We start from the raw sequence: 26,245 nt of genomic DNA on the forward strand, positions 1-26,245 counted from the left end.
AACGGATGGCGGAGAGTGTCGAGAAACTCGAGGACGGGATCGTTCGTTCGGCCGAGCAGGTGTCGAGCCAGATTCGCGCGGCGAAGGATGCGATCGCGTCCGTCATCTTCGGCCAGGATCGCGTGATCGAGAACACGCTTGTCACCATCCTCTCCGGCGGCCATGCGCTGCTGATCGGCGTGCCCGGCCTTGCCAAGACCAAGCTGGTCGAGACGCTCGGCGTGACGCTCGGCCTCGATGCCAAGCGCATCCAGTTCACGCCCGACCTGATGCCGTCGGACATCCTCGGCGCCGAAGTGCTGGATGAGAGCACCGCGGGAAGGCGCGCCTTCCGCTTCATCGCAGGTCCGGTGTTCGCGCAGCTCTTGATGGCGGACGAGATCAACCGCGCCAGCCCGCGCACGCAATCGGCGCTGCTGCAGGCGATGCAGGAGCAGCACATCACCGTGGCCGGCGCACGCCACGATCTGCCCAAGCCGTTCCACGTGCTCGCGACGCAGAACCCGCTGGAGCAGGAAGGCACCTATCCGCTGCCCGAAGCGCAGCTCGACCGTTTCCTGATGGAGATCGACGTCGACTATCCCGATCGCGACGCCGAGCGCCGCATCCTGTTCGAGACCACCGGCGCTGAGGAGACGCTGGCGAGGGGATCGATGACCGCGGACGCGCTGATCACAGCGCAGCGGCTGATCCGGCGCCTGCCGGTCGGCGATTCCGTGGTGGAGGCGATCCTGTCGCTGGTGCGCTCGGCCCGTCCTGGTCCGGACGCCGGCGAAGCCGGCAAGTTCATCGCCTGGGGCCCCGGCCCGCGCGCCAGCCAATCGCTGATGCTGGCGGTGCGTGCGCGCGCGCTGATCGACGGACGGCTGGCGCCCTCGGTCGACGACGTGCTCGACCTCGCCGAGCCCGTGCTGAAGCACCGCATGGCGCTGACGTTCCAGGCGCGCGCCGAAGGCCGCACGATTCCGGACGTGATCCGGCAATTGAAGACACGGATCGGTTGATGGCAGCGGAGAACGGGCACACAGCGAAGGAGATCATCGCGATCCGACGTGCCGATGGCGAAAGCCGCACGCTCGCAGCTTCCTTGCCGCGCCTGGTGCTCGAAGCCCGCCGTATCGCCGCCAACGTCATCCACGGCCTGCACGGCCGCCGCCGCGCCGGCTCCGGCGAGAATTTCTGGCAATACCGACGCTTCGTCTCCGGCGAGCCGGCGCAGAACGTCGACTGGCGCCGCTCGGCGCGCGACGACCATCTCTATGTCCGCGAGCTCGAATGGGAAGCCTCGCACACGGTGTGGATCTGGCCGGACCGCTCGCCGTCGATGGCGTTCGCCTCGAAGACCGCGCGCGAGTCCAAGCTCGAGCGCACGCTGATCGTCGCCTTCGCGCTGGCCGAGCTGCTGGTGTCCGGCGGCGAGCGCGTCGGCATTCCCGGCCTGATGGCGCCGACCGCGAGCCGCAGCGTGATCGACAAGATGGCGCAGGCGATGCTGCATGACGATGCCGACCGCCTCAGCCTGCCGCCGTCCTTCGTGCCGGCGGCGCTAGCCGAGATCATCGTGCTGTCGGATTTCTGGTCGCCGATCGCGGAGATCAAGACGACGCTCACGGGCCTCTCCGGCTCCGGCGCGCATGGCACCATGGTGCAAATCGTCGATCCCGCCGAAGAATCGTTCCCTTATTCCGGCCGCGTCGAGTTCGTCGAGCCCGAAGGCTTCGGCGTGATCACCGCCGGCCGCGCCGAGAGCTGGGCACAAGATTACACCGCGCGACTCGCGCTGCACCGCGACCAGATCCGCGCAGAGACCAACAAGCTGGACTGGCTGTTCACCACGCACGCCACCGACCGCTCCGCCGCCGAGCTGCTGCTGTTCCTGCATGCCGGCATGCAGGTGAGCAAGTCGGGCGCCCGCACCACGACGATCAAGGTGGGGCCGGCCGCATGATGGGACTGCCGCTCGCCTTCACCGAACCGCTGCTCCTGATCGGCCTCGTCAGCCTGCCCGTGCTGTGGTGGCTGCTGCGCGTGATGCCGCCGCGGCCGCGCCGCATCGAGTTTCCGCCGACACGCCTGCTGTTCGACATCGCCCCGCGCGAGGAGACGCCCTCGCGGACGCCATGGTGGCTGACCGCGTTGCGTCTCCTGGCTGCGGCTCTCGTCATTTTCGCGGCCGCCGGCCCGATCTGGAATCCGCAAACAGGCACAGCCGACAGCAAGGCGCCGCTGATGATCATGCTCGACGACGGCTGGAGCGCGGCGTCGCACTGGGACATCAGGATCAGGGCCGCCGACGAGCTGATCGCCAATGCCGACAACGACCGCCGCGCCATCGCGCTGGTGCCGCTGTCCGAGCCGAACCGCGACATCACCCTGATGCCGGCGGGTGCCGCGCGCGTCGCGCTGCGGCAGCTCGCGCCAAAGCCCTATTCGATCGACCGCGTCGAGACGCTGGCCGCGGTCGACCGTTTCCTGAAAGCTACTGGCGACTGCGAGATCGCCTGGCTGTCCGACGGCGTCGACACCGGCCGCGGCGAGGACTTCGTGGCTGGCCTCGGCAAGACCATCGGCGATCGCAGCCTGACCGTGTTCGAAGGCGGCACCTCCTCGCCGCTGGCGCTGGTCGCGGCCGAGAACGCCGCGGCGAAGATGACGGTGAAGGTGCTGCGCACCGACAGCGGCATCGCCATGGGCACGGTGCGCGCGCTGGACCAGAAGGCCTCGCCGATCGGAGAGGCCCGTTACACGTTCGGTCCGCAAGACAAGGAAACCGACGCCGCGTTCGACCTGCCGGTCGAGTTGCGCAACGACATCACGCGGCTCGAGATATCGGGCGAGCGCTCCGCCGGCGCGGTGCAGCTGCTCGACAAGCGCTGGCGCCGCCGCGCCATCGGCATCGTCTCGGGTGCGACCAGCGAGACTGCGCAGCCGCTGCTGGCACCGACCTTCTACCTCACCCGCGCGCTGGCGCCGTTCGCCGACGTCAGGCTCGCCGACAAGGGTTCGCCGCAGCAGGGCATCACACAATTTTTGGACCAGAAGCTGCCGATGATCATCCTCGCTGATGTCGGCACCATCGCGCCGGAGCTGCGCGAGCGCCTCAATGCCTGGGTCGACCAGGGCGGCGTGCTGGTGCGCTTCGCCGGCCCCCGGCTGGCGCAGGCCGAGGACGATCTCGTGCCGGTCAAGCTGCGCAAGGGCGGCCGCACGCTCGGCGGCAGCCTGACCTGGGAGAAGCCGCAGCATCTTGCGACCTTCGCAGCCGACGGCCCGTTTGCCGGCGTCGTCGTCCCCAAGGACGTCACCGTGAGCCGCCAGGTGCTGGCCGAGCCCGATGCGGTGCTCGCCACCAAGAGCTGGGCCTCGCTGGAAGACGGCACACCGCTGGTCACCGGCGAGCATCGCGGCAAGGGCCTCGTCAGCCTGTTCCACGTCAGCGCCGACATGCGCTGGTCGGATCTGCCGATGTCGGGCACCTTCGTCGAAATGCTGCGGCGGGTCGTCGACATGTCCGGCTACACGTCCAAGCCCGGCGCAGGCGTTGCCAGCGAAGCGACCACCGAGACGGTGGCGCCGCTGCACATCCTCGACGGTTTTGGCGCCTTCGGGCCGCCGCCCGCCACCGCAAAGCCGCTGCCCGCGGACTATCGCGACCGCGCCACATCCGATCATCCGCCGGGCTTCTATGGCCCGGCCGAAGGACCGCTCGCCGTGAACACGCTTGCCAGCGCCGACCGCATCGCCGCGCTGAACACCGCGAGCCTGCGCGCCCGGCACGCCACCTACACCAATGCCGAGCCGCGCGATTTGCGAGGCTGGCTGCTGTCGACGGCACTCGCGCTGTTCCTGGTCGACGCCATCATCGTCGCGGTGCTCGGCGGCGGGATCGCCGCGCTGCTGCGCCGACGCGCCGCGCCCGCGATGATCGTGCTTGGCCTGTTGTTCGCCTCGCTCTCGCCCGCGCCGTCACGCGCCGACAGCGCCGCGGACGATTTCGCGATGAAGGCGACGTCGCAGACCCGCCTCGCCTTTGTCGTGACCGGCAATGCCGACGTCGATTCCATCGTCAGGGCCGGCATGTCCGGACTGACGCTGTTCCTGGCGCAGCGCACCGCGCTCGAGGCCGGCGATCCCGTCGGGATCGATCCCGCGCGCGACGAGCTCGCCTTCTTCCCGCTGATCTATTGGCCGATCGTGCCGGGAGCGCCCAAGCCGCCGCAGGACGCCATCAACAAGATCGACGCCTACATGAAGCAGGGCGGCACCGTGCTGTTCGACACCCGCGACGCGATCGAAGCGCCGCCCGGCGCCAACGGCGCCGCGCAGACCCCGGGCATGCAAACGCTGCGCGAGATCCTGTCGTCGCTCGACGTGCCCGAGCTCGAGCCGGTGCCGCGCGAGCATGTGCTGACCAAGACCTTCTATCTGCTGCGCGACTTCCCCGGCCGCTTCGTCACCGGCCAGACCTGGGTCGAGACCCTGCCGCGCGACGAGGACGAGGACAGCGCGCAGCGGCCGGCGCGCGGTGGCGACGGCGTCTCGCCGATCATCATCACCTCGAACGATCTTGCCGGCGCCTGGGCGGTGCGGCCCGACGGCCAGGCCATGCTGCCGGTGACCGGCGGCGACACCCGCCAGCGCGAATTCGCCTACCGCGCCGGCGCCAACATCGTGATGTACACGCTGACCGGCAATTACAAGGCCGACCAGGTACACGCACCGGCCCTGATCGAACGGCTGGGGCAATAGGATTGAGATGAATTACGGCATCGCATTCACGCCGCTTGTCCCCGCGATCGTGCTCTGGCTCGCGCTCGCCGCGATCGTCGTCATCGCGATCGTGCTGCTGGTTGCGCGCGCGCGCGGCGCCGCCGTGCGCGTGGCCGCGCTGGTGCTGTTCCTGCTCGCGCTCGCCAATCCCTCCTTCACCCGGGAGGATCGCGATCCCCTCACCTCTGTCGCCGCCGTCGTCGTCGACAAGAGCCCGAGCCAGAATTTCGGCAACCGCAATCGCGAGGCTGCGCAAGCGCAGGAAGCGCTGGTCGACAGCCTGAAGAAGGTCAAGGGGCTCGAAGTCCGTGTCGTCGAGGCCGGACAGGCCGACGGCGAGACCGACGGCACAAAGCTGTTCGGCGCCCTCGCCTCGGTCTTGTCGGACGTGCCGGTCGACCGTGTCGCCGGCGCGTTCCTGATCACCGACGGCCGCGTCCACGACATTCCGGCGAGCGCCACGGCGCTCGGCTTCCAGGCGCCGGTGCATGCGCTGATCACCGGCCAGAAGGACGAGCGCGACCGCCGCATCGCGATCACGGCGGCGCCGCGCTTCGGCATCGTCGGCCAGACCCAGACCATCAGCTATCGCCTCGACGACCAGGGCGTCTCCGGCGAGCGCGCCAAGGTCACGATCCGCAGGGACGGCGAGGTCATCAACGAGCGCACGCTCTCGAGCGGCCAGGCCGCGAGCGTCGACGTCGACATCAAGCATGCCGGCCCGAACATCGTCGAAATCGAGGCCTCGCCGCTCGAGAGAGAGCTGACGCCGGTGAACAACCGCGCCGTCGTCGCCATCGACGGGGTGCGCGACAAGCTGCGCGTGCTGCTGGTCTCGGGCGAGCCGCATTCGGGCGAGCGCACCTGGCGAAACCTCTTGAAGTCCGACGCCAGCGTCGACCTCGTGCACTTCACCATTCTGCGTCCCCCGGAGAAGCAGGACGGCACGCCGATCAACGAATTGTCGCTGATCGCGTTTCCGACCCGCGAGCTGTTCCAGCAGAAGATCAACGAATTCCAGCTGATCATCTTCGACCGCTACGCCCGCCAGGGCGTGCTGCCGATCGCCTATTTCGACAACATCGCGCGCTATGTGCGCGGCGGCGGCGCGGTGCTGGTCTCGGCCGGCCCCGATTACGCCTCCAACACCAGCATCTGGCGCACGCCGCTGGATTCGGTGCTGCCGGCAGAGCCCGTGGGCGTGACGGAAAAGCCGTTCTATGCGCATCTGTCCGACATCGGCAAGCGCCACCCGGTCACGCGCGCCCTGGAGGGCTCCGCCAGCGAGCCGCCGCGCTGGAGCCGTTTCTTCCGCACCGTCGACACCCGCAATTCCGTCAACCCGCCGGTGATGACGGGGGCCGACGGCAAGCCGCTTCTGTTCCTGTCGCGCTTCGGCGAGGGCCGCGTCGCGCTTCTGCTCTCCGACCACATCTGGCTGTGGGCACGCGGCTATGAGGGCGGCGGCCCGCATCTGGACCTGCTCAGGCGGATGTCGCACTGGCTGATGAAGCAGCCGGACCTCGACGAGGAGGCGCTGCGTCTGCAGGTGCAGGGCAAGAACCTCGTCGTGGTGCGTCAGACCATGGCCGACAGCGTCCAGCCGGTGAGCGTGACCTCGCCGTCCGGCGCATCGCAGGATTTGACGCTGAGCCCCGGCGATCCCGGTGAATGGCGCGCCAGCCTTCCCGCAAGCGAGCTCGGTCTGTGGCAGGCCACCGACGGCACGCTGAAGGCGCTGATCAATGTCGGCCCGACCAATCCGAAGGAGTTTTCGGAGGTCACCTCCACCGTCGAGACCTTGAAGCCACTGACACAGGCGACCGGCGGCAACGCCGTGCGCGTGGCCAGCGGCGCCGACGTCGAGCTGCCGCGCATCCTGCCGGTGCGCTCGGCCAGCGTCTTTGCCGGCGACGGCTGGATGGGGGTGCGGATGCGCGACGCCAGCGTCGTCAAGGGCGTCGGCGTGCTGCCGATCTTCGCCGGCCTGATTGGCCTGTTGCTGCTGCTCGGCGCGTTTGCTGCGACCTGGGTCCGCGAGGGGCGGTAGTTGCCCGAAGCTTGATTGGACGAGACTCGCGTAGCGCCGCGACGGCGGTGCGTTCCCTCCCCCCTTGTGGGGGAGGGAACGGAGAGAGCAAACGCTGTCCGCTGAACTGGACTTGAATCCATCGTGCTCTAGTTGCCCGAACGACACATCGGGCCGGCTGCCTGCACAGGCAGACCCGCCCCGCCGTTGACATCCGCCGACCTATCGCGCGATGTTACATTATAACGTCGCGACGTCAGGGAATTGATGTGCCGCGACGTAGGGGTAGCTTTTTCCGATGAAGTGGTTCCGGTCGAATATCAGGCACGGCGCCCGGGTCGCGTTGTTCGCGATGCTGGTGCAGTTCGCGCTGACGTTCGGGCATAGCCACTGGTTCGCGCAGGCTGCGCCGCTTGCCCAGGGCGCGCTCCAGCAGACCGACGGCGCCAACGGCGTTGCTGCGATCGACCGCGCCGCGGTCCAGAAGCAATCGCCCGCCGCTCCCGACCGCGAGCATCCCGGCGAGGACAACTGCGCGATCTGCGCCGTCGTCGCGATGGCAGGCACTGTCATTTCGGCAACGCCGCCCGTGCTGCTGCTGCCGCAGGCGATCGAGCTGCTCCACCGCACCACTGATGCCGAATTTCTCCATCTGAAATCGGCCGGCACGGCGTTCCAGCCGCGCGCCCCTCCCGCGTCCTGACTCTCAACTTCGCTTGATCACGCCCGGGCTCGCCGCGCATCGGCAATGCCCGGGAGACGTTGAAGTCGAATTCCGTCGCGCCGCGACGGCAGGCCGCCTCCGATCAGCACACAATCACGCGGACGGCGCCTGACTGGAATCAGGACCATGTCATTCAAATTGCGACGCGCGCAGCGTCTTGGCGGAGCAAGCCTGCTCCTGCTCGGCGCCGCCGCCACGCCCGCTTTCGCCCAAACGCCTGCGCAAGACAAATCGTCGACCGAGATCCCCGCCGTCACCGTGACGGCGCCGAGCCCCATCGTGCGCAGAGCGGTGGTGCCGACGCGCAATCCGGGCCGCGGCACGCGGACCGCGCGGGTGCGCAGCCGCCAACAAGCTGCGGAAGCAGAGCCGGCAGCCTCCGTGCCCGCCGCGCCTCAGCAGGGCGTGCTGCCTGTTGTGACCAACCAATTCGCGACCGTCACGGTGGTGCCGAACGAGGAGATCCGCCGCGAGGGCGGCGGCCAGCTCGGCGATCTCCTGTTCTCCAAGCCGGGCATCACCGGCTCGAGCTTCGCGCCCGGCGCATCCAGCCGGCCGATCATCCGGGGTCTCGACGTCAACCGCGTCGGCATCGTCGAGAATGGCACCAATTCGAACGGCGCGTCAGATCTCGGCGAGGATCATTTCGTCCCGATCGATCCGCTCGCGACCAACCAGATCGAAGTGGTGCGCGGGCCCGCCGCCCTGCGCTACGGCTCGACCTCGATCGGCGGCGTCGTCAGTGCCACCAACAACCGGATTCCGGATGCGGTGCCGTCCTGCGCGCCGTCATTCCAGGCTTACGGCCTGCCGACCAAGGCGCCGCTAGCGACCGCCGCGACCTCGCCTTGCGTCACCGCCGAGACCCGCACCGCGTTCTCTTCGGTCGACCGCGGCGTCGAAAGCGGCGTACTGCTCGACACCGGCGGCGGCAATTTTGCGTTCCATGCCGACGCCTACGGCCGCACGACCTCGGACTATTCCATCCCGAGCTATCCCTATCTGAACGATCAGTCGCGCCCCGTGAACGGCCGCCAGCCGAACTCGGCGACGCGCTCGGACGGCGCCTCGATCGGCGGCTCCTACTTCTTCCAGGGCGGCTATATCGGCGCGTCGATCACGCAGAACGACTCGCTCTACCATATCCCCGGCATCGACGGCGCCGACCACCGCACGCGGATCGACGGCCACCAGACCAAGATCAACGTCAAGGGCGAGTATCATCCCGACGCCGCCGCGATCGACGCCGTCCGCTTCTGGGCCGGCGCGACCGACTACCGCCACAACGAGATCGGCCTTGCCGATCCCGCCGACCTCAACAGCGACGGCATCAGGCAGACCTTCACCAACAAGGAGCAGGAAATCCGCACCGAGGTGCAGCTGATGCCGTTCAACGCGCGCTTTGCCGAGGTGACGACCGCGCTGGGCTTCCAGGTCGGGCATCAGGAATTGAGCGCGCCGAGCCCGGACAATCCCGGCACGCTGTTCAACGGCCTGTGGGATCCGAACAACAGCACGCGCGTTGCCGGTTACGCCTTCAACGAGTTCAAGTTCACGGAGGCGACGCGGGCGCAGATCGCCGGCCGCATCGAGCATGTCGAGCTCCATGGCACGACGCCGGACTTCCCGGCCGATTATCTGCCCGACGGCACGCCGCAGGCGGCGATCGCGCGCAATCCGTCCTTCACGCCCAAGAGCGGCAGCATCGGCCTGCTGCAGGATCTGCCGGGCGGCATGGTCGGCAGCATCACCGCGCAATATGTCGAGCGCGCGCCAAAGGCGGCCGAGCTGTTCTCGCGCGGCGGCCATGACGCGACTGCGACCTTCGACATCGGCAATCCCAACCTCACCATCGAGACCGCAAAATCGGTCGAGCTCGGCGTACGCAAGGCGACGGGGCCGTTCCGCTTCGAAGCGACGGTCTACTACACGCATTTCGACAATTTCATCTATCGCCGCCTCACCGGCGTGTCCTGCGATGACGACTTTGCCTCGTGCGGTACGCCGGGCGCCGAGCTGAACCAGGCGGTGTATTCGCAGCGCAATGCCAACTTCCGCGGCGGTGAATTCCAGTCGCAGCTCGACGTCGGCGCGTTCAAGGGCGGCATCTGGGGCATCGAGAACCAGCTCGATTTCGTCCGCGCCACCTTCAGTGACGGCACCAACGTGCCGAGGATTCCCCCCATGCGAATGGGTGGCGGCCTGTTCTGGCGCGACGACAACTGGCTGATGCGCGTCAACCTCTTGCACGCCTTCGCGCAGAACAACGTTGCCGTGATCGCGGAGACGCCGACGGCGGGCTACAATCTGTTGAAGGCCGAGGTCAGCTACAAGACCAAGCTCGACCGCAACTGGTTCGGCGCGCGCGAGATGATGGCCGGCATCGTCGGCAACAATCTCCTCAACGAGAACATCCGCAACTCGGTGTCCTACACCAAGGACGAGGTGTTGATGCCCGGCATCGGCGTGCGCGCGTTCGCGAACTTCAAGTTCTGACGGTGATCAAGCCGGGGCCCGCGAGCCCCGGCTTGACGGTCATTAAGGCGCGGCCGCGCGCGTCATTGACAGCATCGTAGCCCGGATGAAGCGCAGCGAAATCCGGGCTACGGAATCTGCGCGAGCCGCTTCTCGAAGCACCACTGATCCACGGGGAAAGGCCCCTTCGAAGTTTCCGACATCATCACGAAGGCGCCGGCGTTGCGCCAGCCGCTCTTCTCGTAGAACCGGGCGGCGCGCATGTTGCCGACCGCGCAGGCGAGCCACGCCAGCCCCACACCACGCGCGGCGAGTCGTGCTTCCGCATCGGCGATCAGCGCCGCAGCCACGCCCGTCCCGTGGGCGGCTGGCGACACGAAGAGCTGGTACAGTTCGTCGCCCTTGAGGGCGCACAAGCCGAGCGGCGCACCGGAGGGGCCGACGACGCAGATGTCGGTAAGCATGACCGCGAGACGATCGCGAAAGCTCGCCAGTGTACGGAGGCGGACCAGCTCGGGCGGCGCAAGATGCGCATGCGACCCGTGCCAGGCATCGTGCCACAGAAGCGCGAGGTGGTCGATCTCGGTGGGATCGGCTGGACGCACCTGCATTGGCGATACTCCGTATGAGCGTCGTAGCCGCCCGGATGAGCGAAGCGACATCCGGGGACGGTGCATCTGCAACGACAGGTTTCCCGGATATCGCTTCGCTCATCCGGACTACAAGCTACGAGCCTGACGCCCTACCCTGCCCGCGCCTTGCTCCAGTCCGGGCCGACCGGGCCCGACACGCCTTCGAAGGCGCCGTCGACGAGCTCGAACACCAGGATGCGGGCGGCGTCGACCGGGCCGGGCATGGTGACGCGGCCCTTCGGGACCGGCCTGAAGCCGACTCGGCTGTAATATGGCTCGTCGCCGACCAGCAGCACGAGGCGGTGACCTTTCGCCTTCGCGTCCTTTAGCGCGCGCTCCATCAGCAGACGGCCGACACCGCGGCCCCGGAACGGCGGCTCGACCGTCAGCGGCCCGAGCAGCAGCGCCGGCGTCTCGCCGACCAGCACCGGCAATTGCCTGACCGAGCCGACCAGCAGCGTGCCGATGCGCGCGGTGAAGGACAATTCGAGCAGATGGTCGACGTGCTCGCGGATCCGGTAGGCGCTGAGGACGAAGCGGCCGGGACCGAAGGTACGTTCGTGCAGCCGCTCGATCGACTGGGCATCGCCAGCGGCCTCGGGGAGAATGGTCAGTGAAAGATCGGTCATGTCAATTCGCGGGATAGCACCTGAACGCAGCGCGGTCCATCGGGCAACAAGGCGCTCAGCTCCTTTTCAAGGTCGATGGGAGACGTGTTCTGAAACCCTCGGCTTGCATTCGTTCAACTCCCAAATCCTGACGCACCAGCACAGGCCGCCCTCAGCGCCACGTCGCAATCGGGGGCTTGCCGTCCAGCACTTCGGCGATCCGCAGCCGCGTCCCTCGCGTGGTGCCCTCGGGCAGCGCCGTGAGCGCGAAGAACCCGCACTCGACGATCTCGCGGTTGGGCTCGGGCTGGCGGTCCTGCCTGAACTGCCTGACGACGTAGACCGCGACGTGGTCGCGGCGGGAAACGTGGCTGTTGAGGAAGATGCCGTGCAGTACGGCCTCGCCGGTGAGGTCGATGTCGCCCTCCTCCTTGAGCTCGCGCCGCATCGCCTGCTCCATGCTCTCGCCGTGGTCGACGCCGCCGCCGGGCAGGTACCAGCCGCTGACGTAGCTGTGCCTGACCAGAAACACCCGATTCTCGGCATCCAGCACCACGGCGCGGACACCGAGCGTCATGCCGCGGACGATGAGGAAATAGGCGTGGAAGACTCGCCGAAGCAGCGGCTCGAATTTTCGTCGAATACGGTCCAGACGATCTCCCATCAGGCTTCCTTGAGGCCGCTGTCCCAGCCCCGCTTGCACAGTCCTCGCGACCTTGCCATTACAACGTAGCAATAGCGAGGCAATCGCACGCCATGACTCCCAACACGCTGGCCCCCTTCACGCTCGCCCATCTGTCCGATCCGCATCTAGCGCCCTTGCCGAAACCGCGGCTGATCGAGCTCGCCGGCAAGCGCGTGCTCGGCTACGTCAACTGGACGCGCAACCGCCACAAGTACCAGCGCCGCGAGGTGCTCGATGCGCTGGTCGCCGACATGAAGGCGCAGGCGCCTGACCACATCGCGGTGACGGGCGATCTCGTCAACCTCGCGCTGGAAGCCGAGTTCGCCCCTGCCCGCACCTGGCTCGAGGGCGTCGGCCCGCCCGACCGCGTCACCACGATTCCCGGCAATCACGACGCCTATGTCCGCGCCACCTCGCACCGCTTCGGCGAGACGTTTGCACCCTATCTCGCCGGCGATGACGGCGGCATCGGCTTTCCATCCGTGCGCCGGCGCGGGCCGCTCGCGCTGATCAGCCTGTCCACGGCGGTGCCGACCCTGCCGCTGATGGCGACGGGCACGCTCGGGCGCGATCAGCTCGACTCTCTTGCAGCAATGCTCGAACGGCTCGCGGCCGAGGACGTCTTCCGCGTGCTGCTGGTGCACCATCCCCTGAAGTCCGATGCACGGCAGAAGCGGATGACAGATTCGGCCGCGCTGCTGGCGCTGCTCAAGCGCCACGGCGTCGAACTGATCCTGCACGGGCACGACCACATTCATTCGACGATGTGGTTCGAGGGTCCCAACGGCAACATTCCCGCGCTCGGCGTGCCCTCGGCCTCCGCGCTCGCGCACGGGCGCTATCCGGCCGCGGCCTACAACCTTTTCACGATCGAGAAGGACAATGCCGGCTGGCGCTGCGAGCAGACGGTGCGGAGCCTTGGGGCTGGGTTTCAAATTGGGCAGATCAAGCATGTAAGGTTGATTTAGACCCGATGTCATTCCGGGGCATGCGAAGCATGAACCCGGAATCTATCGGTCCGCACTACGTGACGATGAATGGATTCCGGGTTCGCGCTTCGCGCGCCCCGGAATGACGACGGAGAGAAATTCACCAGCTCCGCAAGGCCGCCAGCACGGCGAGGCCGAACAAGGCGGCGGCGCCGAGCACGAAGCCGAATACGAACGGCCACAGGCGCGAGCGGCGCGGCGGCGGCGCGATCGCTGGCTTCGGTTCGGGCGGGACCACCATCGCATGCTCGCGCTCGACCATGCGGCGCGCGACATAGTCGGTGACGGCCTCGACGATCACAGCGGTGTCGTGCGATTCGGCGAGCACGATACGGCCGAAGCGGGTGTCCTGGACGAAGCGGTACATCCGCTTGTCGCGCCCCATCACGATGTGGGCGACGACGTCGATCCAGAGTCTGGGCGTATCGCCCTGGCTGATGCCGCGGTCGAACAGATCGATCCTGTCAGGCACCTGCGCGAACAGGGGATCGAGCGCGTCGTTGAGGATCTCAAGCCGCGCCACCTCGGCGTCCCTGAGATCGACGACGACGCCGGTCCGGTCGGCGGCCTCGATCCGCGCGCGCAGCAGCGCATCGCGCAGCCGCACCGGGCGTGGCTGGCCGGGATGGGTCCCGCTGGTCTCGGGCTCTGACATTGTCGGCCTCGTCCTCGACTTTCCTCCATTAACCTATCAGCAACCACGAGGCCCGCAAAGGGTCCATAATTCCAGAGACTTACGGCACCCACAGGCGATTGACCTGTGCCAAAAACAGACGATCCCACCCAGGCAGAGCCTGGATGGGACCATCCGTCCTTGGACGTCTTCTTAATTCAGGTCGGCAGCCAGGCCCTTTAGGCCGAGACGCGCGACGGTTCTTCCACGATGGAGAAGCGGACGCCGGCCTTGTGGCGGTTCTCTTCCGAGACCGTGCGCCAGGCGTCCTCGGCCTCCTTGCGGGTCTTGAACGGACCCTGCACCTGGGCAGAGCCTTCCACGAGCTTGTGGAAGTTCATCGAACCGAACTCGCCGCCGATCACCCAGAAATTGCTGCCTTTGGTCATTGTCAGTCTCCTGTCCAATAGCGTGCTGCGTTAGCCGAACTGGTTCATCGTGTTGTGGGCGCCGCCCGCCTTCAGGGCTGCCTCGCCGGCGAAGTATTCCTTGTGGTCGTCGCCGATGTCGGAGCCGGCCATGTTCTGGTGCTTGGCGCAGGCGATGCCCTGACGGATCTCGGCGCGCTGGACGTTCTTGACGTAGCCGAGCATGCCCTGGTCGCCGAAATACTCCTTCGCCAGATTGTCGGTCGAGAGCGCCGCCGTGTGGTAGGTCGGCAACGTGATCAGGTGATGGAAGATGCCGGCACGCTTGGCCGAATCCGCCTGGAAGGTGCGGATGCGCTCGTCGGCTTCCTGCGCCAGCGGCGTATCGTCGTATTCCGGCTTCATCAGCTCGGCACGGTTGTACTTGCTGACGTCCTTGCCGGCTTCCTTCATCGCGTCGTAGACCTGCCAACGGAAGTTCAGCGTCCAGTTGAAGGACGGCGAGTTGTTGTAGGCCAGCTTCGCATTCGGAATGACCTTGCGGATGCGATCGACCATCTTGGCGATCTGCTCGATATGCGGCTTCTCGGTCTCGATCCAGAGCAGGTCGGCGCCGTTCTGCAGCGAGGTGATGCTGTCCAGCACGCAGCGGTCTTCGCCGGTGCCGGGGCGGAACTGATACAGATTGGAGGGCAGCCGCTTCGGACGCATCATCTTGCCGTTGCGGTTGATGATGACGTCGCCGTTGCGGGCGTTCTCCGCGGTGATTTCCTCGCAATCGAGGAAGCTGTTGTACTGGTCGCCGATGTCACCGGGCTTGTGGCTGACGGCGATCTGCTGCGTCAGGCCGGCGCCGAGCGAGTCGGTGCGGGTCACGATGACACCGTCCTCGACGCCGAGCTCGAGGAAGGCGTGGCGGCAGGCGCGGATCTTCGCGATGAACACTTCGTGCGGCACGGTGACCTTGCCGTCCTGGTGGCCGCACTGCTTCTCGTCGGAGACCTGGTTCTCGATCTGCAGCGCGCAGGCGCCCGCTTCGATCATCTTCTTGGCGAGCAGGTAGGTCGCCTCGGCGTTGCCGAAGCCGGCGTCGATGTCGGCGATGACGGGGACGACATGGGTCTGGAAGTTGTCGATCTTCTCGATCAGCTCCTTCTCCTTCGCCTTGTCGCCTTCCTTGCGGGCGGCATCCAGGCTGCGGAAGATGTCATTGAGCTCGCGCGAGTCGGCCTGGCGCAGGAAGGTGTAGAGCTCTTCGATCAGCGCCGGCACCGAAGTCTTCTCATGCATCGACTGGTCGGGCAGCGGGCCGAACTCGGAGCGCAGCGCAGCGATCATCCAACCCGAGAGATACAGATAGGTGCGATCGGTCTTGCCGCCGAAGTGCTTCTTGACCGAGATCAGCTTCTGCTGGGCGATGAAGCCGTGCCAGCAGCCCAGCGACTGGGTGTACTTGGTGGGGTCGTTGTCATAGGCGGCCATGTCGGCGCGCATCAAGGCCGCGGTGTAGCGGGCGACGTCGAGGCCGGTCCTGAAGCGGTTCTGCAGGCGCATGCGTGCGACGGCCTCGGCCGTCACCCCGTTCCAGGTCGGCTGGGTCTTGAGGAGCGCCTGGGCCGCCTCGACCTCGTTCTGATACGAACCCGGGCCCTGAAGGGTGCTGATGCCGCGCGGCTGGTAGTTCATGTGCCTGATCCTTTCGCTGACGATGGCGATAACTGCCATCGACATTCTTGACAGTGCATTGCGAGATGCGTGTCAGGAGCTAAACGCGAAAACAGAAACTTCGTATAGACGGCTTGTTTTTTATTGGTGATGTCATGTAACATCAGAACATGTATTAGATGTTATCTTGTAAATCTTGTAAAAATTATAGGTCAGCTAGACTGTCCTTAATGGCATGGAGTCCTTGAGAAATGCCCGCCAATTCCGGCAAGAAACTCTTCGTCGGCCCGCGGTTCCGCAGAATCCGGCAGCAACTGGGGCTGTCGCAGACCCAAATCGCCGAGGGGCTCGGGATCTCGCCGAGCTATGTCAACCTGATCGAGCGCAACCAGCGCCCGGTGACGGCGCAGATCCTGCTGCGGCTGGCCGAGACCTATGACCTCGATTTGCGCGACCTCGCCACCGCCGACGAGGATCGCTTCTTCGCCGAGCTCAACGAGATCTTCTCCGATCCGCTGTTCCGCCAGATCGACGTGCCCAAGCAGGAGCTGCGCGACCTCGCCGAGCTCTGCCCCGGCGTCACCCACGCGCTGCAGCGGCTTTACGCCGCCTATACCGAGGCGCGCCAGGGCGAGACGCTGGCGGCGGCGCAGATGGCCGACCGCGACGTCGGCACGCGCTATGAGGCCAATCCGGTCGAGCGCGTGCGCGAGCTGATCGAGGCCAACCGCAACTATTTTCCGGAGCTCGAGCAGGCCGCGGAGGCTCTTCGCGATGAGCTGAACGTGCCGGCCGAGGGGCTCTATGCAGCGCTCGCGGCGCGGCTGCGTGAAAAGCATTCGATCCAGACCCGCGTCATGCCGGTCGACGTGATGCGCGAGACGCTGCGGCGTTTCGATCGCCATCGCCGCCAGTTGCTGATCTCCGAGCTGGTCGATCCGCCCGGCCGCGCCTTCCAGCTCGCCTTCCAGCTCGGCCTCGGTGAATGCGCGCAGCATCTCGAGAGCATCATCGGCCGTGCCGGACCGCTCGACGACGCGCCGCGCCGACTGTTCCGCATCACGCTCGCCAACTATTTTGCAGCGGCCGTGATGATGCCCTACCCCGCGTTCCTCGCCGCGGCCGAGGCCCTGAATTACGACATCCACGTGCTGGCGCAGCGCTTCAATTCCGGCTTCGAGCAGGTCTGCCACCGTCTCACCACTTTGCAGCGGCCGAATGCGCGCGGAATTCCGTTCTTCCTGCTCCGCGTCGACAATGCCGGCAACGTCTCGAAGCGCTTCTCCTCCGGCACCTTCCCGTTCTCGAAGTTCGGCGGCACCTGTCCGCTGTGGAACGTGCACTCGACCTTCGATACGCCGGATCGCCTGCTCAAGCAGGTGATCGAGCTGTCGGACGGCACGCGCTATTTCTCGATCGCGCAGATGGTGCGCCGCCCCGTCGCGCCGCACCCGCTGCCGCAACCGCGCTTCGCCATCGGGCTCGGCTGCGAGATTCGTCACGCCGCGCGCCTGACCTACGCCGCCGGCGTCGACCTGGAGAAGACCGAGGGCACCCCGATCGGCGTCAACTGCCGCCTCTGCGAGCGCGAAAACTGCGCCCAGCGCGCCGAGCCGCCGATCACGCGCACGCTGATTTTGGATGAGACGACGCGGCGGGTGTCGAGCTTCGCGTTCTCGAATGCGCGGGAGTTGTAAGGGGCACTCTCTCCTCCGTCATGGCCGGGCTTGACCCGGCCATCCACGCGCTTCAGCGTGCGAGGAAAGACGTGGGATGCCCGGGACAAGCCCGGGCATGACGACCGAATATGCGGCCGCTGCTCGCCACTATCGCAAACAAGGCCCTACGCCAGCGTATGCACGATCACCGGCCCCGCAGCCGCGCTCGCATGGCCCGCAAGCAACGGCCCGAGATCCTTCTCGATCCAGGCGATCGCGCGCCGGTTCGCCTCCTCCGCCTGCTCGAACTTGTCGAAGATCGAGATCGCGGTCACCGTGTCGTCGCCGGCATAGACGACGTAGTAGGCGCGGAAACCGTCGACGTCGCTGATGATCGGAACGGCGCCGTCCTTGATGCGGCGCGCCAGCTCTTCCGCGCTCCCACTTTTCGCCTTGGCCTGACGGATGGCGGCATACATGGCATCCTCCTACCGGCTGTCTCGATTTACGGGCCTGGTGCCCGGAGCCGATGTTACGCCGAAGCGCGGCACCAATCCACGCTTGGTTAACCCCACCTTAATCCCCCGCAGCGATCTGCAACCAACGGTTAAGCACGCCTCAAGATCGGTGCCTTAGTCTTGCCCCACTCACTTTTCGCAAACAACGGTGGCCTATTCTGCCGGGCGAAGTGACATCAGGGGGTTCATCATGCGCATTGCGTTGCTGCTGACCGCAACCATTGTCGGCGCGCTCTTCGCCAATCCATCCCAAGCCGGATCGCTCGATGCCGATGCGGCGCAGTCGCTGCCGCCGGGCTTCCAGAGCTACCGCGGCTACATGTTCGACCTGTCGGAGAACTCCGACCGGAAGGATGTCGACAAGCTCACCGACAATCTGAAGAGCCAGATCGACGCGGTCGAGGCGGCCGGCCTGTCGCCGCGCGTGCTGCGCTTCTTCCGCACCGTGCCGATCATCGCCAGCGAGCTCGCCTGCCTTGACGAAGGCGCCGCCACCGCCTGCTACGGCCGCGTCGCTCCCAACGTCGAACGCCGCGTGCCGCGGACGCTGACGGTCTGGGACCACGACAAGCAGCGCTGGACCAATCCGAACGCCGTCGACCTCGCGGTCGATTCGGGCCTCGGCGTGATCATGCTGCGGCCGGACATGATGCGCTACGAAAAGGAGGCGGTGCTGCTGCACGAGCTCCTGCACGCCTATCACGCGCGGCTGTTGCCGGACGGCTACGCCAACAAGGGCGTGATCGCCTACTTCGCCCTTGCCAAGTCCAAGGACTTGCTCCCCAAGGAATCCTATGCGTTGAAGAACCCCATGGAGTTCTTTGCCGTGACCGCCAGCATCTTCCTGGCCGGAAAGAGCGAATTCCACGATCCGAAGTCGCGCGAGACGCTCAAGGAGAAGATGCCGGACTATTACAAATACCTGGTCGGCGTGTTCGGCTTCGACCCGGAGCCGGCGGCGGCAAACGGCCCGGTCGCCTCGCTGAAGTGAGGCGAACGTAGAGCTGCATTAGCCAAATCAGCCAAAGAGCCGCGCGAAATGCGCGGCTTTTTTGTTTTGCAGGCCGGAAGCTGCGGATGACGCCCAGGCGGGAATTGCCAAGGCGGGGCCCGATCTGCATAGTCCCGCCCGCATCGAGACCCATTTTTCGAAGAGGATAGAACAACATGGCGGACGCCGACCTGGATGTCGTGATCCGGCAACTGGCCAGACAGCTGCATACGGGCCTGATGACCCGCGCCAAGGAGCGGCGGGATCGCTTCAACGGCCTGGCGGCCAAGGCCAAGGGCAAGGAGACCGGCGACCGCTTCAAGGTGATGGCCAAGGCCACCATGGAGCAGGCCACTGCCGCCGCCAAGCGCCTGCAGATGTCCGCCGACAACGTCGCCGACAGCTACGCGCGGTCAATGCGGCTTGCCGCCAGCGCCCCGGTGGCGGTGAAGGTCGAGAAGCAGGCGAAGGAGAAGCCTGCAAAGAAGGCCGCGAAGGCAAAGAAGGCCAAAGCCAAGAAGGCGAAGTAGGCGGATGAGGAGTATCCCTCCGCACAATCAGCGCCGTAGGGTGGGCAAAGCGAAGCGTGCCCACGCGTCTGTTGCCGTATTGTAGAGATCGTGGGCACGGCGCAAGGGCGCCTTTGCCCACCCTGCGATTCCAGGATTCGGTGGATAGAGCCCCCTCACTGCCTCGGCACTGACACCTGCGTCGGCTCGGCGCTGGCGAGCTCACCGAGCCTGGCGCGCGCGGCTTCGCGGGTGCGGCCGTCCTTGCCGGCCGGCAGCGCCAGCGCCGCCTCGAAATCAGCGCGCGCATCGTCGGCCTGGCCGCGGGCGAGGAACGCAAGGCCACGGTCGAGGCGAGCCTGCGCATCGGAGGGGTCGAGGCGAACCGCCGTGTTGTAGCTCAGAATCGCGCGGTCGAGATCGCCCGTGGCGGCGAGCGCGAGACCGCGCTGGTGATAGGGCGCAGCGCGCTTGGGATCATGCGCGATCGCCTCGTCATAGTCGGCGATGGCGAGTTCGAGATCGCCGCTCTGACGGCGCGCGAGCGCGCGGTCGCGATAGAGCGAGGCGCGATTGGGATTGAGGTGAATGGCCTCGTTGAAATCGGCGACCGCCCGCCTGAAGTCGCCATGGCGCAGCGCGATCCGTCCGCGCCCCTCATAGGCAAAGGCGATCAGCGAGCCGCGCAGCGGCGAGAAGCCGATCACGGCCGAGCAGATGTCGGGATCGTCCTCGTCGCCACAATTGACGACCATGTGCGTGGACAGGCCGACGAGCACGCACAGGACGATCAGCAATGGTACGGCAGCTCTGGTCATCTTCGACGGTGGCCGGCAGCGAGCCGGTCACGCATCCCCTTTCGAAGGAAGTGTCTCGTCGGGGTCTTAACACCGGCTCCGACGATCCTGTGTGCGCCAGGTCACAAAGCCGACCGCAAATTGCCGCAGGTTCCATATCAGCCCCAGGGACCACGCGAGGACGAGCGCCCCCATGGGCCGCGCGGCGGATAGTTCTCATTGGCGCCAACCGACGGCGCCGGCCGCGTGCCGAGCTCGGCCGCGAGCTGCTGAAGCGCCGCGATGCGGTTCTGCGTCGAGGGATGGGTGGCGAACAGATTGTCCACGCCATGGCCCGACAGCGGATTGATGATGAACATGTGCGCGGTCGCGGGGTTTCGCTCGGCCTCATAGTTCGGCACCTGATGCGCGGCGCCCTCGATCTTCACCAGCGCGGAAGCCAGCCACATCGGCTGCCCCGCGATGCGCGCACCGAGATTGTCCGCGGCATATTCGCGGGTGCGGCTGATCGCCATCTGCACCAGCATGGCGCCGAGCGGGGCGAGGATCATCATCAGGATCGAGCCGACGATGCCGAGACCATTGTTGTTCTCGCGGTTGCCGCCGAAGAACATGCCGAACTGCGCCAGCATGGAGATCGCGCCGGCGATGGTCGCAGTGATCGTCATCAGCAGCGTGTCGTGATTCTTGATATGGGCGAGCTCGTGCGCGATCACGCCGGCGAGCTCCTCGCGGCTGAGCTGGCGCATCAGGCCGGTGGTGACGGCGACGGCGGCGTTTTGCGGGTTGCGGCCGGTCGCGAACGCGTTGGGCTGCGCCTCATCCATCAGGAACACGCGCGGCATCGGCAAGCCTGCCCGGCCCGCAAGTTCCGCGACCAGCCCGACCAGCTCCGGTGCCGTCGAACGATCGACCTCATGGGCGCCGTACATCGAGAGCACCATGCGGTCGGAGTTCCAGTAGGTGAAAAGATTCGTTGCTGCGGCAATGACGAGCGCGATCATGGCGCCGGAGGCGCCGCCGATCAGATAGCCGACGCCCATGAACAGGGCGGTGAGGCCTGCGAGCAGCATTGCGGTACGAAAATAGTTCATGGCCGTCTCCCAAGGCGGCCGCGGGCGAACCTCTGGCCGGCACCCCGGAGGTATGAATGCTGCCCGCTACCGCAAGGTTCGTGCGTCGCCCGGCCGCACATTCCATCGTGGCGTCAGCCTTTCCCGCGCCGCTAAAGCTTGAGCGGGATTTGCGGAAAAACACCCGCAGACGTTTAGCAACCTGGAAAGCGCAATCGCGGCTTAATTCGTGGTAACCGGGCACGCCGCGCGGTCGCGGCGCATTGACCGGTTCCGTTGGCACCCTGTCAGCAAGGTGACCGTCATGATGGACCGCTCGAGCGCCGCTTCCGTCGATCCCGCATCTGCTCCCTCCCCTCACGACGCCAAGATTGACGCCAAGATCGACGCGAGGACTGACGCGAAGGGTTTGCAGGAGGCGCTGTACGAGCAGATGTTCGCCAATGACGAGCCCGGCCCCGCGCCCGATGCGCAGACACAGCAGGAATCGCAGCGGCGCTGGCCACATCTGAGGCGCGGCGCGAAGATCGCGATCGGACTTGCCCTCATCGCCATTTTCGGCTGGCTGCCGCTGCGCGCGGTCTGGGAGTATTCGAGCGTCGAGGCCGTGTTGAATTCCCGCCTCGTCACCCTGCGCACGCCGATCGGCGGCCGTGTGGCAGCCGCGCAGCGCTTGACCGATCAGGCCAGGCTCGACGCCGGGACCGTGGTCCTGCGCGTGGTCAACCCGCGCGGCGATCGCACCCGGCTCGACGATCTCCGGCGGCAGAAATCGCGCCTGGAGAACGAGCGGCCGAGCCTTGCCGCCAAGCTTGCCTCGGCCCAGGTAGCGCAAAAGGACCTGGCGCGGCAGGCGACGCAATTCCGCGACGGGCGCGTGCTCCAGCTCGAGGCCCGGATCGCCGAGATCCAGACCTCGATCGAGGCCGCCGCAGCGCGGCGGGAGGAAGCCAGTGCCGCGGTCGACCGCGCATCCTCGCTGGCAAAATCCGGCAATGTCTCGACCGTCGAGCTGGCGCGGCTGACGCGCGAGCTCTCCGTGTCGCAGCAGATCGAGCTCGGTGCGCGCAAGCGGCTGGACGCGGCCAAGGTCGAGCTTACCGCGGCACGGAACGGCTCCTTCCTCGGCGACAGCTACAACGACCGGCCGAGCTCGGTGCAGCGCGAGGAAGAGATGCGCCAGCGTGCCGGCGACCTCGAGGCCGACCTCGCACGCACCGACACCGAGATCGCCTGGCTCGCCAGCGAGATCATCACCGAAGAGATTCGCTTCGCCGATCTGTCCGAAGCCAACATCACGACACCCGTCACAGGGCGCGTCTGGGAGATGATGACCTCGCCGGGCGAGGACGTGCAAGCCGGCCAACCGCTGCTCAAGGTGCTCGATTGCAGCGGCGCCGTCATCACCGCGAACGTCACCGAGAACGTCTACAACCGTTTGCAGCTCGGCGACCACGCGACCTTCGAGCCGAACGACGGCGGCGCAGCGATTTCCGGCACCGTGGTCAACCTGACCGGCGCCGCCGGCGCGCCCGCCAATCTCGCCATCAATCCCGACGCGCTGAGCAAGGAGCCCTATCGCGTGACCGTTGCGCTCGGTGATGGCGCTGCCCACGCCTGCACGGTGGGACGCACCGGCCGCGTGGTGTTTGCAAGGCAAGAGACCGCGCCGTGACGACGGCGCTGACCCCCGGCCTGATTGCGCTCGGCGCCTTCATGGCGATCGTGCCGCTGCTCAGGCGCGACAGCACGATGGCACGCTCGTTCCTGGCCATCGTGTCAGTCGTTTTCCTGCTCCGCTATCTCCATTGGCGCGTCACAGCGACTCTCCCGCCGCCGCATCTGACCGCGGATGCCGTGATCGGCTATCCCTTCATGCTGCTGGAAGCGGCCTCGCTCGTCGCGGTCAGTTTGTCTCTGCTGTTCCTGAGCCGAACAATCGATCGTTCCAGATCAGCCAGGATCGATAGCCGCGCCTTCGATCCGGGCGCGCCGCTGATCGACGTGTTCATCTGCACCTACAACGAGGAACGATCGATCCTCGAGCGCACGATCATCGGCGCGACCGGCATGACGTACGGCAACTACCGCGTCTGGGTGCTCGACGACGGCCGACGGCCCTGGCTGCGGCGACTCACGGGTGAACTCGGCTGCCATTATCTCACGCGGCCCGACAACCATCACGCCAAGGCCGGCAATATCAATCATGCGCTCCGACATGTCGGTGCGATGCCGAAGCCGCCGCAATTCGTGGCCATCCTCGATGCGGACTTCGTGCCGCGGCCCGACTTCCTGGCGCGGACCATCTCGCTCATGGACGATGCTTCGGTCGGGGTGGTGCAGACGCCGCAGCACTTCATCAATCCCGACCCGATCCAGAGCAACCTTGCTGCAACCGACGTTTGGCCGGACGAGCAACGCTTCTTCTTCGACATCCTGCTGCCGGCGAAGGACGCCTGGGGCGTCGCATTCTGCTGTGGCACCTCATCGCTCATTCGCTACGACGGACTGATGCTGATCGGCGGATTTCCGACCGATTCCGTCACTGAAGACTATCTCGTCACCCTTCGCCTGAAGGAACGCGGCCTCAACACGATCTATCTCAACGAGCGGCTGACGATCGGGCTCGCGCCGGAAGGGTTGAAGGAATACATCACCCAGCGCGCCCGCTGGTGCCTCGGCTTGATGCAAATCGTGCGCGGCCGCAGCGGACCGCTGTCGAGGGAGTCGAAGCTCTCCTTCATCGACCGACTCTCGCTGGTCGATGCTTTCATGAGCTGGTCCGCGGTCTACACGTCGAAGGTGGCGGGCCTCGTGGTGCCCTGGCTGTTCCTGCTCTTCGGCATCAAGGCGGTCCGGGCCGACCTGAGCGAGCTGCTCCAGTTCTTTCTGCCGTTCTATGTCTGGCACAGCCTGAGCATGGCCTGGCTGTCGCACGGCCGCTCGCTGGCCATGATGACGGACGTGTCGCAATTCATCGCCGCGCCCGCAGTGCTGAAGGCGGTGGCAACCGGTCTGCTGAAGCCGAAAGGACACAAGTTCAAGGTCACGGCGAAAGGCGGGGACCGGGACAGGAGATTTGTCGAATGGCCGCTGCTGCGGCTCTATGGCACCGCGCTTCTCGTCACGCTCGCGGCCATCGCCTATGCCTTCATCCTGCACCTGCGCGGCGAGAACATCGCCTACGGCGGGCTGGCTCTGACCTGGAGCCTCTACAACGCATTCATCCTCACCGTGGTCTGCTTCGTCTGCATCGAGCAACCGCGCAAGCGCAAGGCGGAGCGTTTTGACCGCAATGAGACGGTGCTGCTGCGCCAGCACGGCAAGTCGCATCTCGCGCGGCTCGCCGACATCTCGATCACCGGCGCCCGCCTGATCGATCCCGATCCGCCGCACCCCGGCAGCGCGATCGAATGCCGGATCTATGGCCGCCCGATCGCCGCGGTCGTGGTGCGGCGGACCGCGGATGGATTTGCGGTGCGTTTCGAGGAAGGCATGGATACACGCGTGCATGCGATCAGGGCGTTCTATGCCGGCGAGTATGTTCGCGCCTATCAGGGCGTGAGGGCGTTCCCGGTCGGGAAAGCGCTGCTGATGCGGCTGTTCGGCTAGGCCGGCATCCACTCGCATTCCGTATGCTGGCAGGACGGAAAGGATGGCCTGAGGCCATCACTTCACCTAAACTTCGGGCGAATCCACACCTGCCCCTTCCCCACCGGAACCCCTATGGTCCAGACCCGATTTCTGATCGCGGCCGTCGCGCTCCTCGCATGCTCCGCCACCGCCTCCGCCCAGTTCGTACCGCCGCCCGCCAAACCCGTGGCGCCCAGGACCACCGCAGCCTCGCCGCGTGCGGCGTCGTGCCACAACGGTGCGAGCTTCGATCGCTTTCTCGCCGACGTGAAGCAACAGGCTGTGGCCGGCGGCGTATCGCAGCGGACGATCGCGGAGGCTTCGCCCTACCTCGTCTACGACCAGGGCATCGTCAACCGCGACCGCGGTCAGCGCGTGTTCGGCCAGCTCTTCACCGAATTCGCCGGCCGCATGGCGGCGCCCTATCGCATGCAGAACGGGCAACAGCACATCAAGCAATACGCTGCCGCATTCGCGCGTGCGGAAAAGGAATATGGCGTGCCGCCGGCGGTGATCGCCGCGTTCTGGGGGCTGGAGAGCGACTTCGGCGCCAACATGGGAAATCTGCCGACGCTGAAATCGCTGGTGTCGCTCGCCTATGACTGCCGTCGCTCGGAGATGTTCGTGGGCGAGACCATCGCCGCGCTGAAGATCATCGACCGCGGCGATCTGCATCCCGACGAGATGATCGGCTCGTGGGCCGGCGAGCTCGGGCAGACCCAATTCCTGCCCGTGCATTACGTCAACTACGCTGTCGACTATGACGGCGACGGACGGCGCGACCTGTTGCGGTCGCCAGCCGATGTGATCGGCTCGACCGCGAACTACATTGCCAACGGCCTGAAGTGGCGGCGCGGCGAGCCGTGGCTGGAAGAGATCAAGGTGCCGCAAAACCTGCCGTGGGAGCAGACCGACCTCACGGTGCGAGAGCCGCGCTCGAAATGGGCGCAGCTTGGCCTCACCTATCCCGACGGCCGGCCGCTGCCGAATGATAATCTCGCAGCCTCCGTGCTGCTGCCGATGGGACGCAATGGTCCGGCCTTCATGGCGTACCCGAATTTCGCGGCCTACACCGAGTGGAATAACTCGCTGATCTATTCGACCACCGCGGGCTATCTCGCCTCGCGCATTGCAGGTGCCGCGCCGATGCGCAAGCCGACGGCGCCGGTGGCGCAGCTGCCGTTCAACGAGCTCAAGGAATTGCAGCAACTGCTGGTGCGTGCGGGCTTCAATGTCGGCAAGGTCGACGGCGTGCTGGGCCAGCAGAGCCGCGCGGCCGTCAAGGCGATGCAGATCAAGCACGGCCTCCCGGCCGATTCCTGGCCGACCGCCGACCTGCTGGCGCGCATGCGCGGCGCCACGGCGCAGGCGCAGCCGGCGGGGATGGTGAGGTAGAATTTTCGCACTGCACAAGCCGCTTCCGCGATTGTATTTTTCCGTGAGCCTCC

General features: G+C 66.4%; 22 protein-coding genes. 13 read left to right on the plus strand and 9 right to left on the minus strand.

Annotation, left to right across the window (positions count from 1 at the left end):
* The first annotated feature begins 5 nt into the window (after positions 1 to 5).
* The 6 genes from GA0061098_RS09525 to GA0061098_RS09550 all read left to right on the plus strand — a co-directional run bounded on the left by GA0061098_RS09525 (position 6) and on the right by GA0061098_RS09550 (position 10,019).
* Complete coding sequence (locus tag GA0061098_RS09525; RefSeq protein ID WP_018323293.1) at positions 6 to 1,004, plus strand: AAA family ATPase; 999 nt, start codon at positions 6 to 8, stop codon at positions 1,002 to 1,004.
* Positions 1,004 to 1,948 (plus strand): DUF58 domain-containing protein, encoded by a 945-nt coding sequence (locus GA0061098_RS09530; protein ID WP_038972158.1) that lies wholly within the window; start codon positions 1,004 to 1,006, stop codon positions 1,946 to 1,948. Before GA0061098_RS09525 ends, GA0061098_RS09530 begins: the two co-directional genes overlap by 1 nt.
* Positions 1,945 to 4,749 carry a DUF4159 domain-containing protein gene (locus tag GA0061098_RS09535; protein WP_091956097.1) on the plus strand — a complete coding sequence of 935 codons (2,805 nt, stop codon included), beginning with the start codon at positions 1,945 to 1,947 and terminating at the stop codon, positions 4,747 to 4,749. The genes GA0061098_RS09530 and GA0061098_RS09535 overlap by 4 nt, the downstream gene beginning before the upstream one ends.
* Before the next feature lie 7 nt (positions 4,750 to 4,756).
* Positions 4,757 to 6,820, plus strand: a complete 2,064-nt coding sequence (locus GA0061098_RS09540) for a hypothetical protein (RefSeq protein ID WP_091956098.1) — start codon at positions 4,757 to 4,759, stop codon at positions 6,818 to 6,820.
* 277 nt (positions 6,821 to 7,097) lie between these two features.
* A complete protein-coding gene (locus tag GA0061098_RS09545; protein ID WP_091956099.1) occupies positions 7,098 to 7,502 on the plus strand; it encodes a DUF2946 family protein in 405 nt (134 codons plus the stop codon).
* Between the two features lie 147 nt (positions 7,503 to 7,649).
* Positions 7,650 to 10,019, plus strand: coding sequence for a TonB-dependent receptor (locus GA0061098_RS09550; RefSeq protein ID WP_091956100.1), 2,370 nt, complete (start codon positions 7,650 to 7,652; stop codon positions 10,017 to 10,019).
* A gap of 107 nt (positions 10,020 to 10,126) precedes the next feature.
* Here the strand turns inward: GA0061098_RS09550 and GA0061098_RS09555 are convergent, their stop codons facing one another.
* From GA0061098_RS09555 to GA0061098_RS09565, 3 genes are all read right to left on the minus strand, one after another.
* Positions 10,127 to 10,609: a GNAT family N-acetyltransferase gene (locus GA0061098_RS09555; RefSeq protein ID WP_091956101.1), complete on the minus strand. Its 483-nt coding sequence runs from the start codon at positions 10,607 to 10,609 to the stop codon at positions 10,127 to 10,129.
* Positions 10,610 to 10,740: 131 nt separating this feature from the next.
* Positions 10,741 to 11,259, minus strand: coding sequence for a GNAT family N-acetyltransferase (locus GA0061098_RS09560; protein ID WP_091956102.1), 519 nt, complete (start codon positions 11,257 to 11,259; stop codon positions 10,741 to 10,743).
* 151 nt (positions 11,260 to 11,410) lie between these two features.
* On the minus strand, positions 11,411 to 11,902 hold the full coding sequence (locus GA0061098_RS09565; protein WP_091956103.1) for an NUDIX domain-containing protein: 492 nt from the start codon (positions 11,900 to 11,902) through the stop codon (positions 11,411 to 11,413).
* A gap of 107 nt (positions 11,903 to 12,009) precedes the next feature.
* On the opposite strand from GA0061098_RS09565, the gene GA0061098_RS09570 reads away from it, so the two are divergent.
* Positions 12,010 to 12,891 carry a metallophosphoesterase family protein gene (locus tag GA0061098_RS09570; RefSeq protein WP_091956349.1) on the plus strand — a complete coding sequence of 294 codons (882 nt, stop codon included), beginning with the start codon at positions 12,010 to 12,012 and terminating at the stop codon, positions 12,889 to 12,891.
* Positions 12,892 to 13,012: 121 nt separating this feature from the next.
* Here the strand turns inward: GA0061098_RS09570 and GA0061098_RS09575 are convergent, their stop codons facing one another.
* The 3 genes from GA0061098_RS09575 to GA0061098_RS09585 all read right to left on the minus strand — a co-directional run bounded on the left by GA0061098_RS09575 (position 13,013) and on the right by GA0061098_RS09585 (position 15,639).
* On the minus strand, positions 13,013 to 13,567 hold the full coding sequence (locus tag GA0061098_RS09575) for a hypothetical protein (protein WP_091956104.1): 555 nt from the start codon (positions 13,565 to 13,567) through the stop codon (positions 13,013 to 13,015).
* Positions 13,568 to 13,764: 197 nt separating this feature from the next.
* On the minus strand, positions 13,765 to 13,974 hold the full coding sequence (locus GA0061098_RS09580) for a DUF4170 domain-containing protein (RefSeq protein ID WP_018323282.1): 210 nt from the start codon (positions 13,972 to 13,974) through the stop codon (positions 13,765 to 13,767).
* 30 nt (positions 13,975 to 14,004) lie between these two features.
* Positions 14,005 to 15,639 carry an isocitrate lyase gene (locus GA0061098_RS09585; RefSeq protein WP_091956350.1) on the minus strand — a complete coding sequence of 545 codons (1,635 nt, stop codon included), beginning with the start codon at positions 15,637 to 15,639 and terminating at the stop codon, positions 14,005 to 14,007.
* Positions 15,640 to 15,869: 230 nt separating this feature from the next.
* Between GA0061098_RS09585 and GA0061098_RS09590 the strand changes: the two genes are divergently transcribed.
* On the plus strand, positions 15,870 to 17,315 hold the full coding sequence (locus GA0061098_RS09590; RefSeq protein WP_091956105.1) for a helix-turn-helix domain-containing protein: 1,446 nt from the start codon (positions 15,870 to 15,872) through the stop codon (positions 17,313 to 17,315).
* Positions 17,316 to 17,461: 146 nt separating this feature from the next.
* Here the strand turns inward: GA0061098_RS09590 and GA0061098_RS44825 are convergent, their stop codons facing one another.
* Positions 17,462 to 17,755, minus strand: coding sequence for an antibiotic biosynthesis monooxygenase (locus GA0061098_RS44825; RefSeq protein WP_014497428.1), 294 nt, complete (start codon positions 17,753 to 17,755; stop codon positions 17,462 to 17,464).
* Between the two features lie 229 nt (positions 17,756 to 17,984).
* Here GA0061098_RS44825 and GA0061098_RS09600 point away from each other — a divergent pair, with 229 nt between their 5' ends.
* Together GA0061098_RS09600 and GA0061098_RS09605 are read left to right on the plus strand one after the other, a co-directional pair.
* On the plus strand, positions 17,985 to 18,785 hold the full coding sequence (locus GA0061098_RS09600) for a hypothetical protein (RefSeq protein ID WP_026202904.1): 801 nt from the start codon (positions 17,985 to 17,987) through the stop codon (positions 18,783 to 18,785).
* 176 nt (positions 18,786 to 18,961) lie between these two features.
* Entirely contained in the window at positions 18,962 to 19,315 is a 354-nt protein-coding gene (locus tag GA0061098_RS09605; protein ID WP_091956106.1) for a hypothetical protein, read from the plus strand.
* A gap of 155 nt (positions 19,316 to 19,470) precedes the next feature.
* Here GA0061098_RS09605 and GA0061098_RS09610 read toward each other — a convergent pair whose 3' ends face one another.
* Complete coding sequence (locus GA0061098_RS09610) at positions 19,471 to 20,112, minus strand: tetratricopeptide repeat protein (protein WP_091956107.1); 642 nt, start codon at positions 20,110 to 20,112, stop codon at positions 19,471 to 19,473.
* Between the two features lie 137 nt (positions 20,113 to 20,249).
* Positions 20,250 to 21,185, minus strand: a complete 936-nt coding sequence (gene htpX, locus GA0061098_RS09615; RefSeq protein WP_091956108.1) for a zinc metalloprotease HtpX — start codon at positions 21,183 to 21,185, stop codon at positions 20,250 to 20,252.
* Between the two features lie 283 nt (positions 21,186 to 21,468).
* Here htpX and GA0061098_RS09620 point away from each other — a divergent pair, with 283 nt between their 5' ends.
* The 3 genes from GA0061098_RS09620 to GA0061098_RS09630 all read left to right on the plus strand — a co-directional run bounded on the left by GA0061098_RS09620 (position 21,469) and on the right by GA0061098_RS09630 (position 26,192).
* Positions 21,469 to 22,839, plus strand: a complete 1,371-nt coding sequence (locus GA0061098_RS09620; protein ID WP_091956351.1) for an HlyD family secretion protein — start codon at positions 21,469 to 21,471, stop codon at positions 22,837 to 22,839.
* Positions 22,836 to 24,776: a glycosyltransferase gene (locus GA0061098_RS09625; protein WP_091956109.1), complete on the plus strand. Its 1,941-nt coding sequence runs from the start codon at positions 22,836 to 22,838 to the stop codon at positions 24,774 to 24,776. Before GA0061098_RS09620 ends, GA0061098_RS09625 begins: the two co-directional genes overlap by 4 nt.
* A gap of 114 nt (positions 24,777 to 24,890) precedes the next feature.
* Complete coding sequence (locus GA0061098_RS09630) at positions 24,891 to 26,192, plus strand: lytic murein transglycosylase (protein ID WP_091956110.1); 1,302 nt, start codon at positions 24,891 to 24,893, stop codon at positions 26,190 to 26,192.
* Positions 26,193 to 26,245 lie beyond the last annotated feature (53 nt).

The sequence above is a fragment of the Bradyrhizobium shewense genome, assembly GCF_900094605.1.
GTDB lineage: Bacteria > Pseudomonadota > Alphaproteobacteria > Rhizobiales > Xanthobacteraceae > Bradyrhizobium > Bradyrhizobium shewense.

Coding starts and splice junctions, on each gene's coding strand:
- GA0061098_RS09525 (WP_018323293.1), top strand. CDS start 6: ATGGCGGAGAGTGTCGAGAAACTCGAGGACGGGATCGTTCGTTCGGCC.
- GA0061098_RS09530 (WP_038972158.1), top strand. CDS start 1,004: ATGGCAGCGGAGAACGGGCACACAGCGAAGGAGATCATCGCGATCCGA.
- GA0061098_RS09535 (WP_091956097.1), top strand. CDS start 1,945: ATGATGGGACTGCCGCTCGCCTTCACCGAACCGCTGCTCCTGATCGGC.
- GA0061098_RS09540 (WP_091956098.1), top strand. CDS start 4,757: ATGAATTACGGCATCGCATTCACGCCGCTTGTCCCCGCGATCGTGCTC.
- GA0061098_RS09545 (WP_091956099.1), top strand. CDS start 7,098: ATGAAGTGGTTCCGGTCGAATATCAGGCACGGCGCCCGGGTCGCGTTG.
- GA0061098_RS09550 (WP_091956100.1), top strand. CDS start 7,650: ATGTCATTCAAATTGCGACGCGCGCAGCGTCTTGGCGGAGCAAGCCTG.
- GA0061098_RS09555 (WP_091956101.1), bottom strand. CDS start 10,609: ATGCAGGTGCGTCCAGCCGATCCCACCGAGATCGACCACCTCGCGCTT.
- GA0061098_RS09560 (WP_091956102.1), bottom strand. CDS start 11,259: ATGACCGATCTTTCACTGACCATTCTCCCCGAGGCCGCTGGCGATGCC.
- GA0061098_RS09565 (WP_091956103.1), bottom strand. CDS start 11,902: ATGGGAGATCGTCTGGACCGTATTCGACGAAAATTCGAGCCGCTGCTT.
- GA0061098_RS09575 (WP_091956104.1), bottom strand. CDS start 13,567: ATGTCAGAGCCCGAGACCAGCGGGACCCATCCCGGCCAGCCACGCCCG.
- GA0061098_RS09580 (WP_018323282.1), bottom strand. CDS start 13,974: ATGACCAAAGGCAGCAATTTCTGGGTGATCGGCGGCGAGTTCGGTTCG.
- GA0061098_RS09585 (WP_091956350.1), bottom strand. CDS start 15,639: ATGAACTACCAGCCGCGCGGCATCAGCACCCTTCAGGGCCCGGGTTCG.
- GA0061098_RS09590 (WP_091956105.1), top strand. CDS start 15,870: ATGCCCGCCAATTCCGGCAAGAAACTCTTCGTCGGCCCGCGGTTCCGC.
- GA0061098_RS44825 (WP_014497428.1), bottom strand. CDS start 17,755: ATGTATGCCGCCATCCGTCAGGCCAAGGCGAAAAGTGGGAGCGCGGAA.
- GA0061098_RS09600 (WP_026202904.1), top strand. CDS start 17,985: ATGCGCATTGCGTTGCTGCTGACCGCAACCATTGTCGGCGCGCTCTTC.
- GA0061098_RS09605 (WP_091956106.1), top strand. CDS start 18,962: ATGGCGGACGCCGACCTGGATGTCGTGATCCGGCAACTGGCCAGACAG.
- GA0061098_RS09610 (WP_091956107.1), bottom strand. CDS start 20,112: ATGACCAGAGCTGCCGTACCATTGCTGATCGTCCTGTGCGTGCTCGTC.
- htpX (WP_091956108.1), bottom strand. CDS start 21,185: ATGAACTATTTTCGTACCGCAATGCTGCTCGCAGGCCTCACCGCCCTG.
- GA0061098_RS09620 (WP_091956351.1), top strand. CDS start 21,469: ATGATGGACCGCTCGAGCGCCGCTTCCGTCGATCCCGCATCTGCTCCC.
- GA0061098_RS09630 (WP_091956110.1), top strand. CDS start 24,891: ATGGTCCAGACCCGATTTCTGATCGCGGCCGTCGCGCTCCTCGCATGC.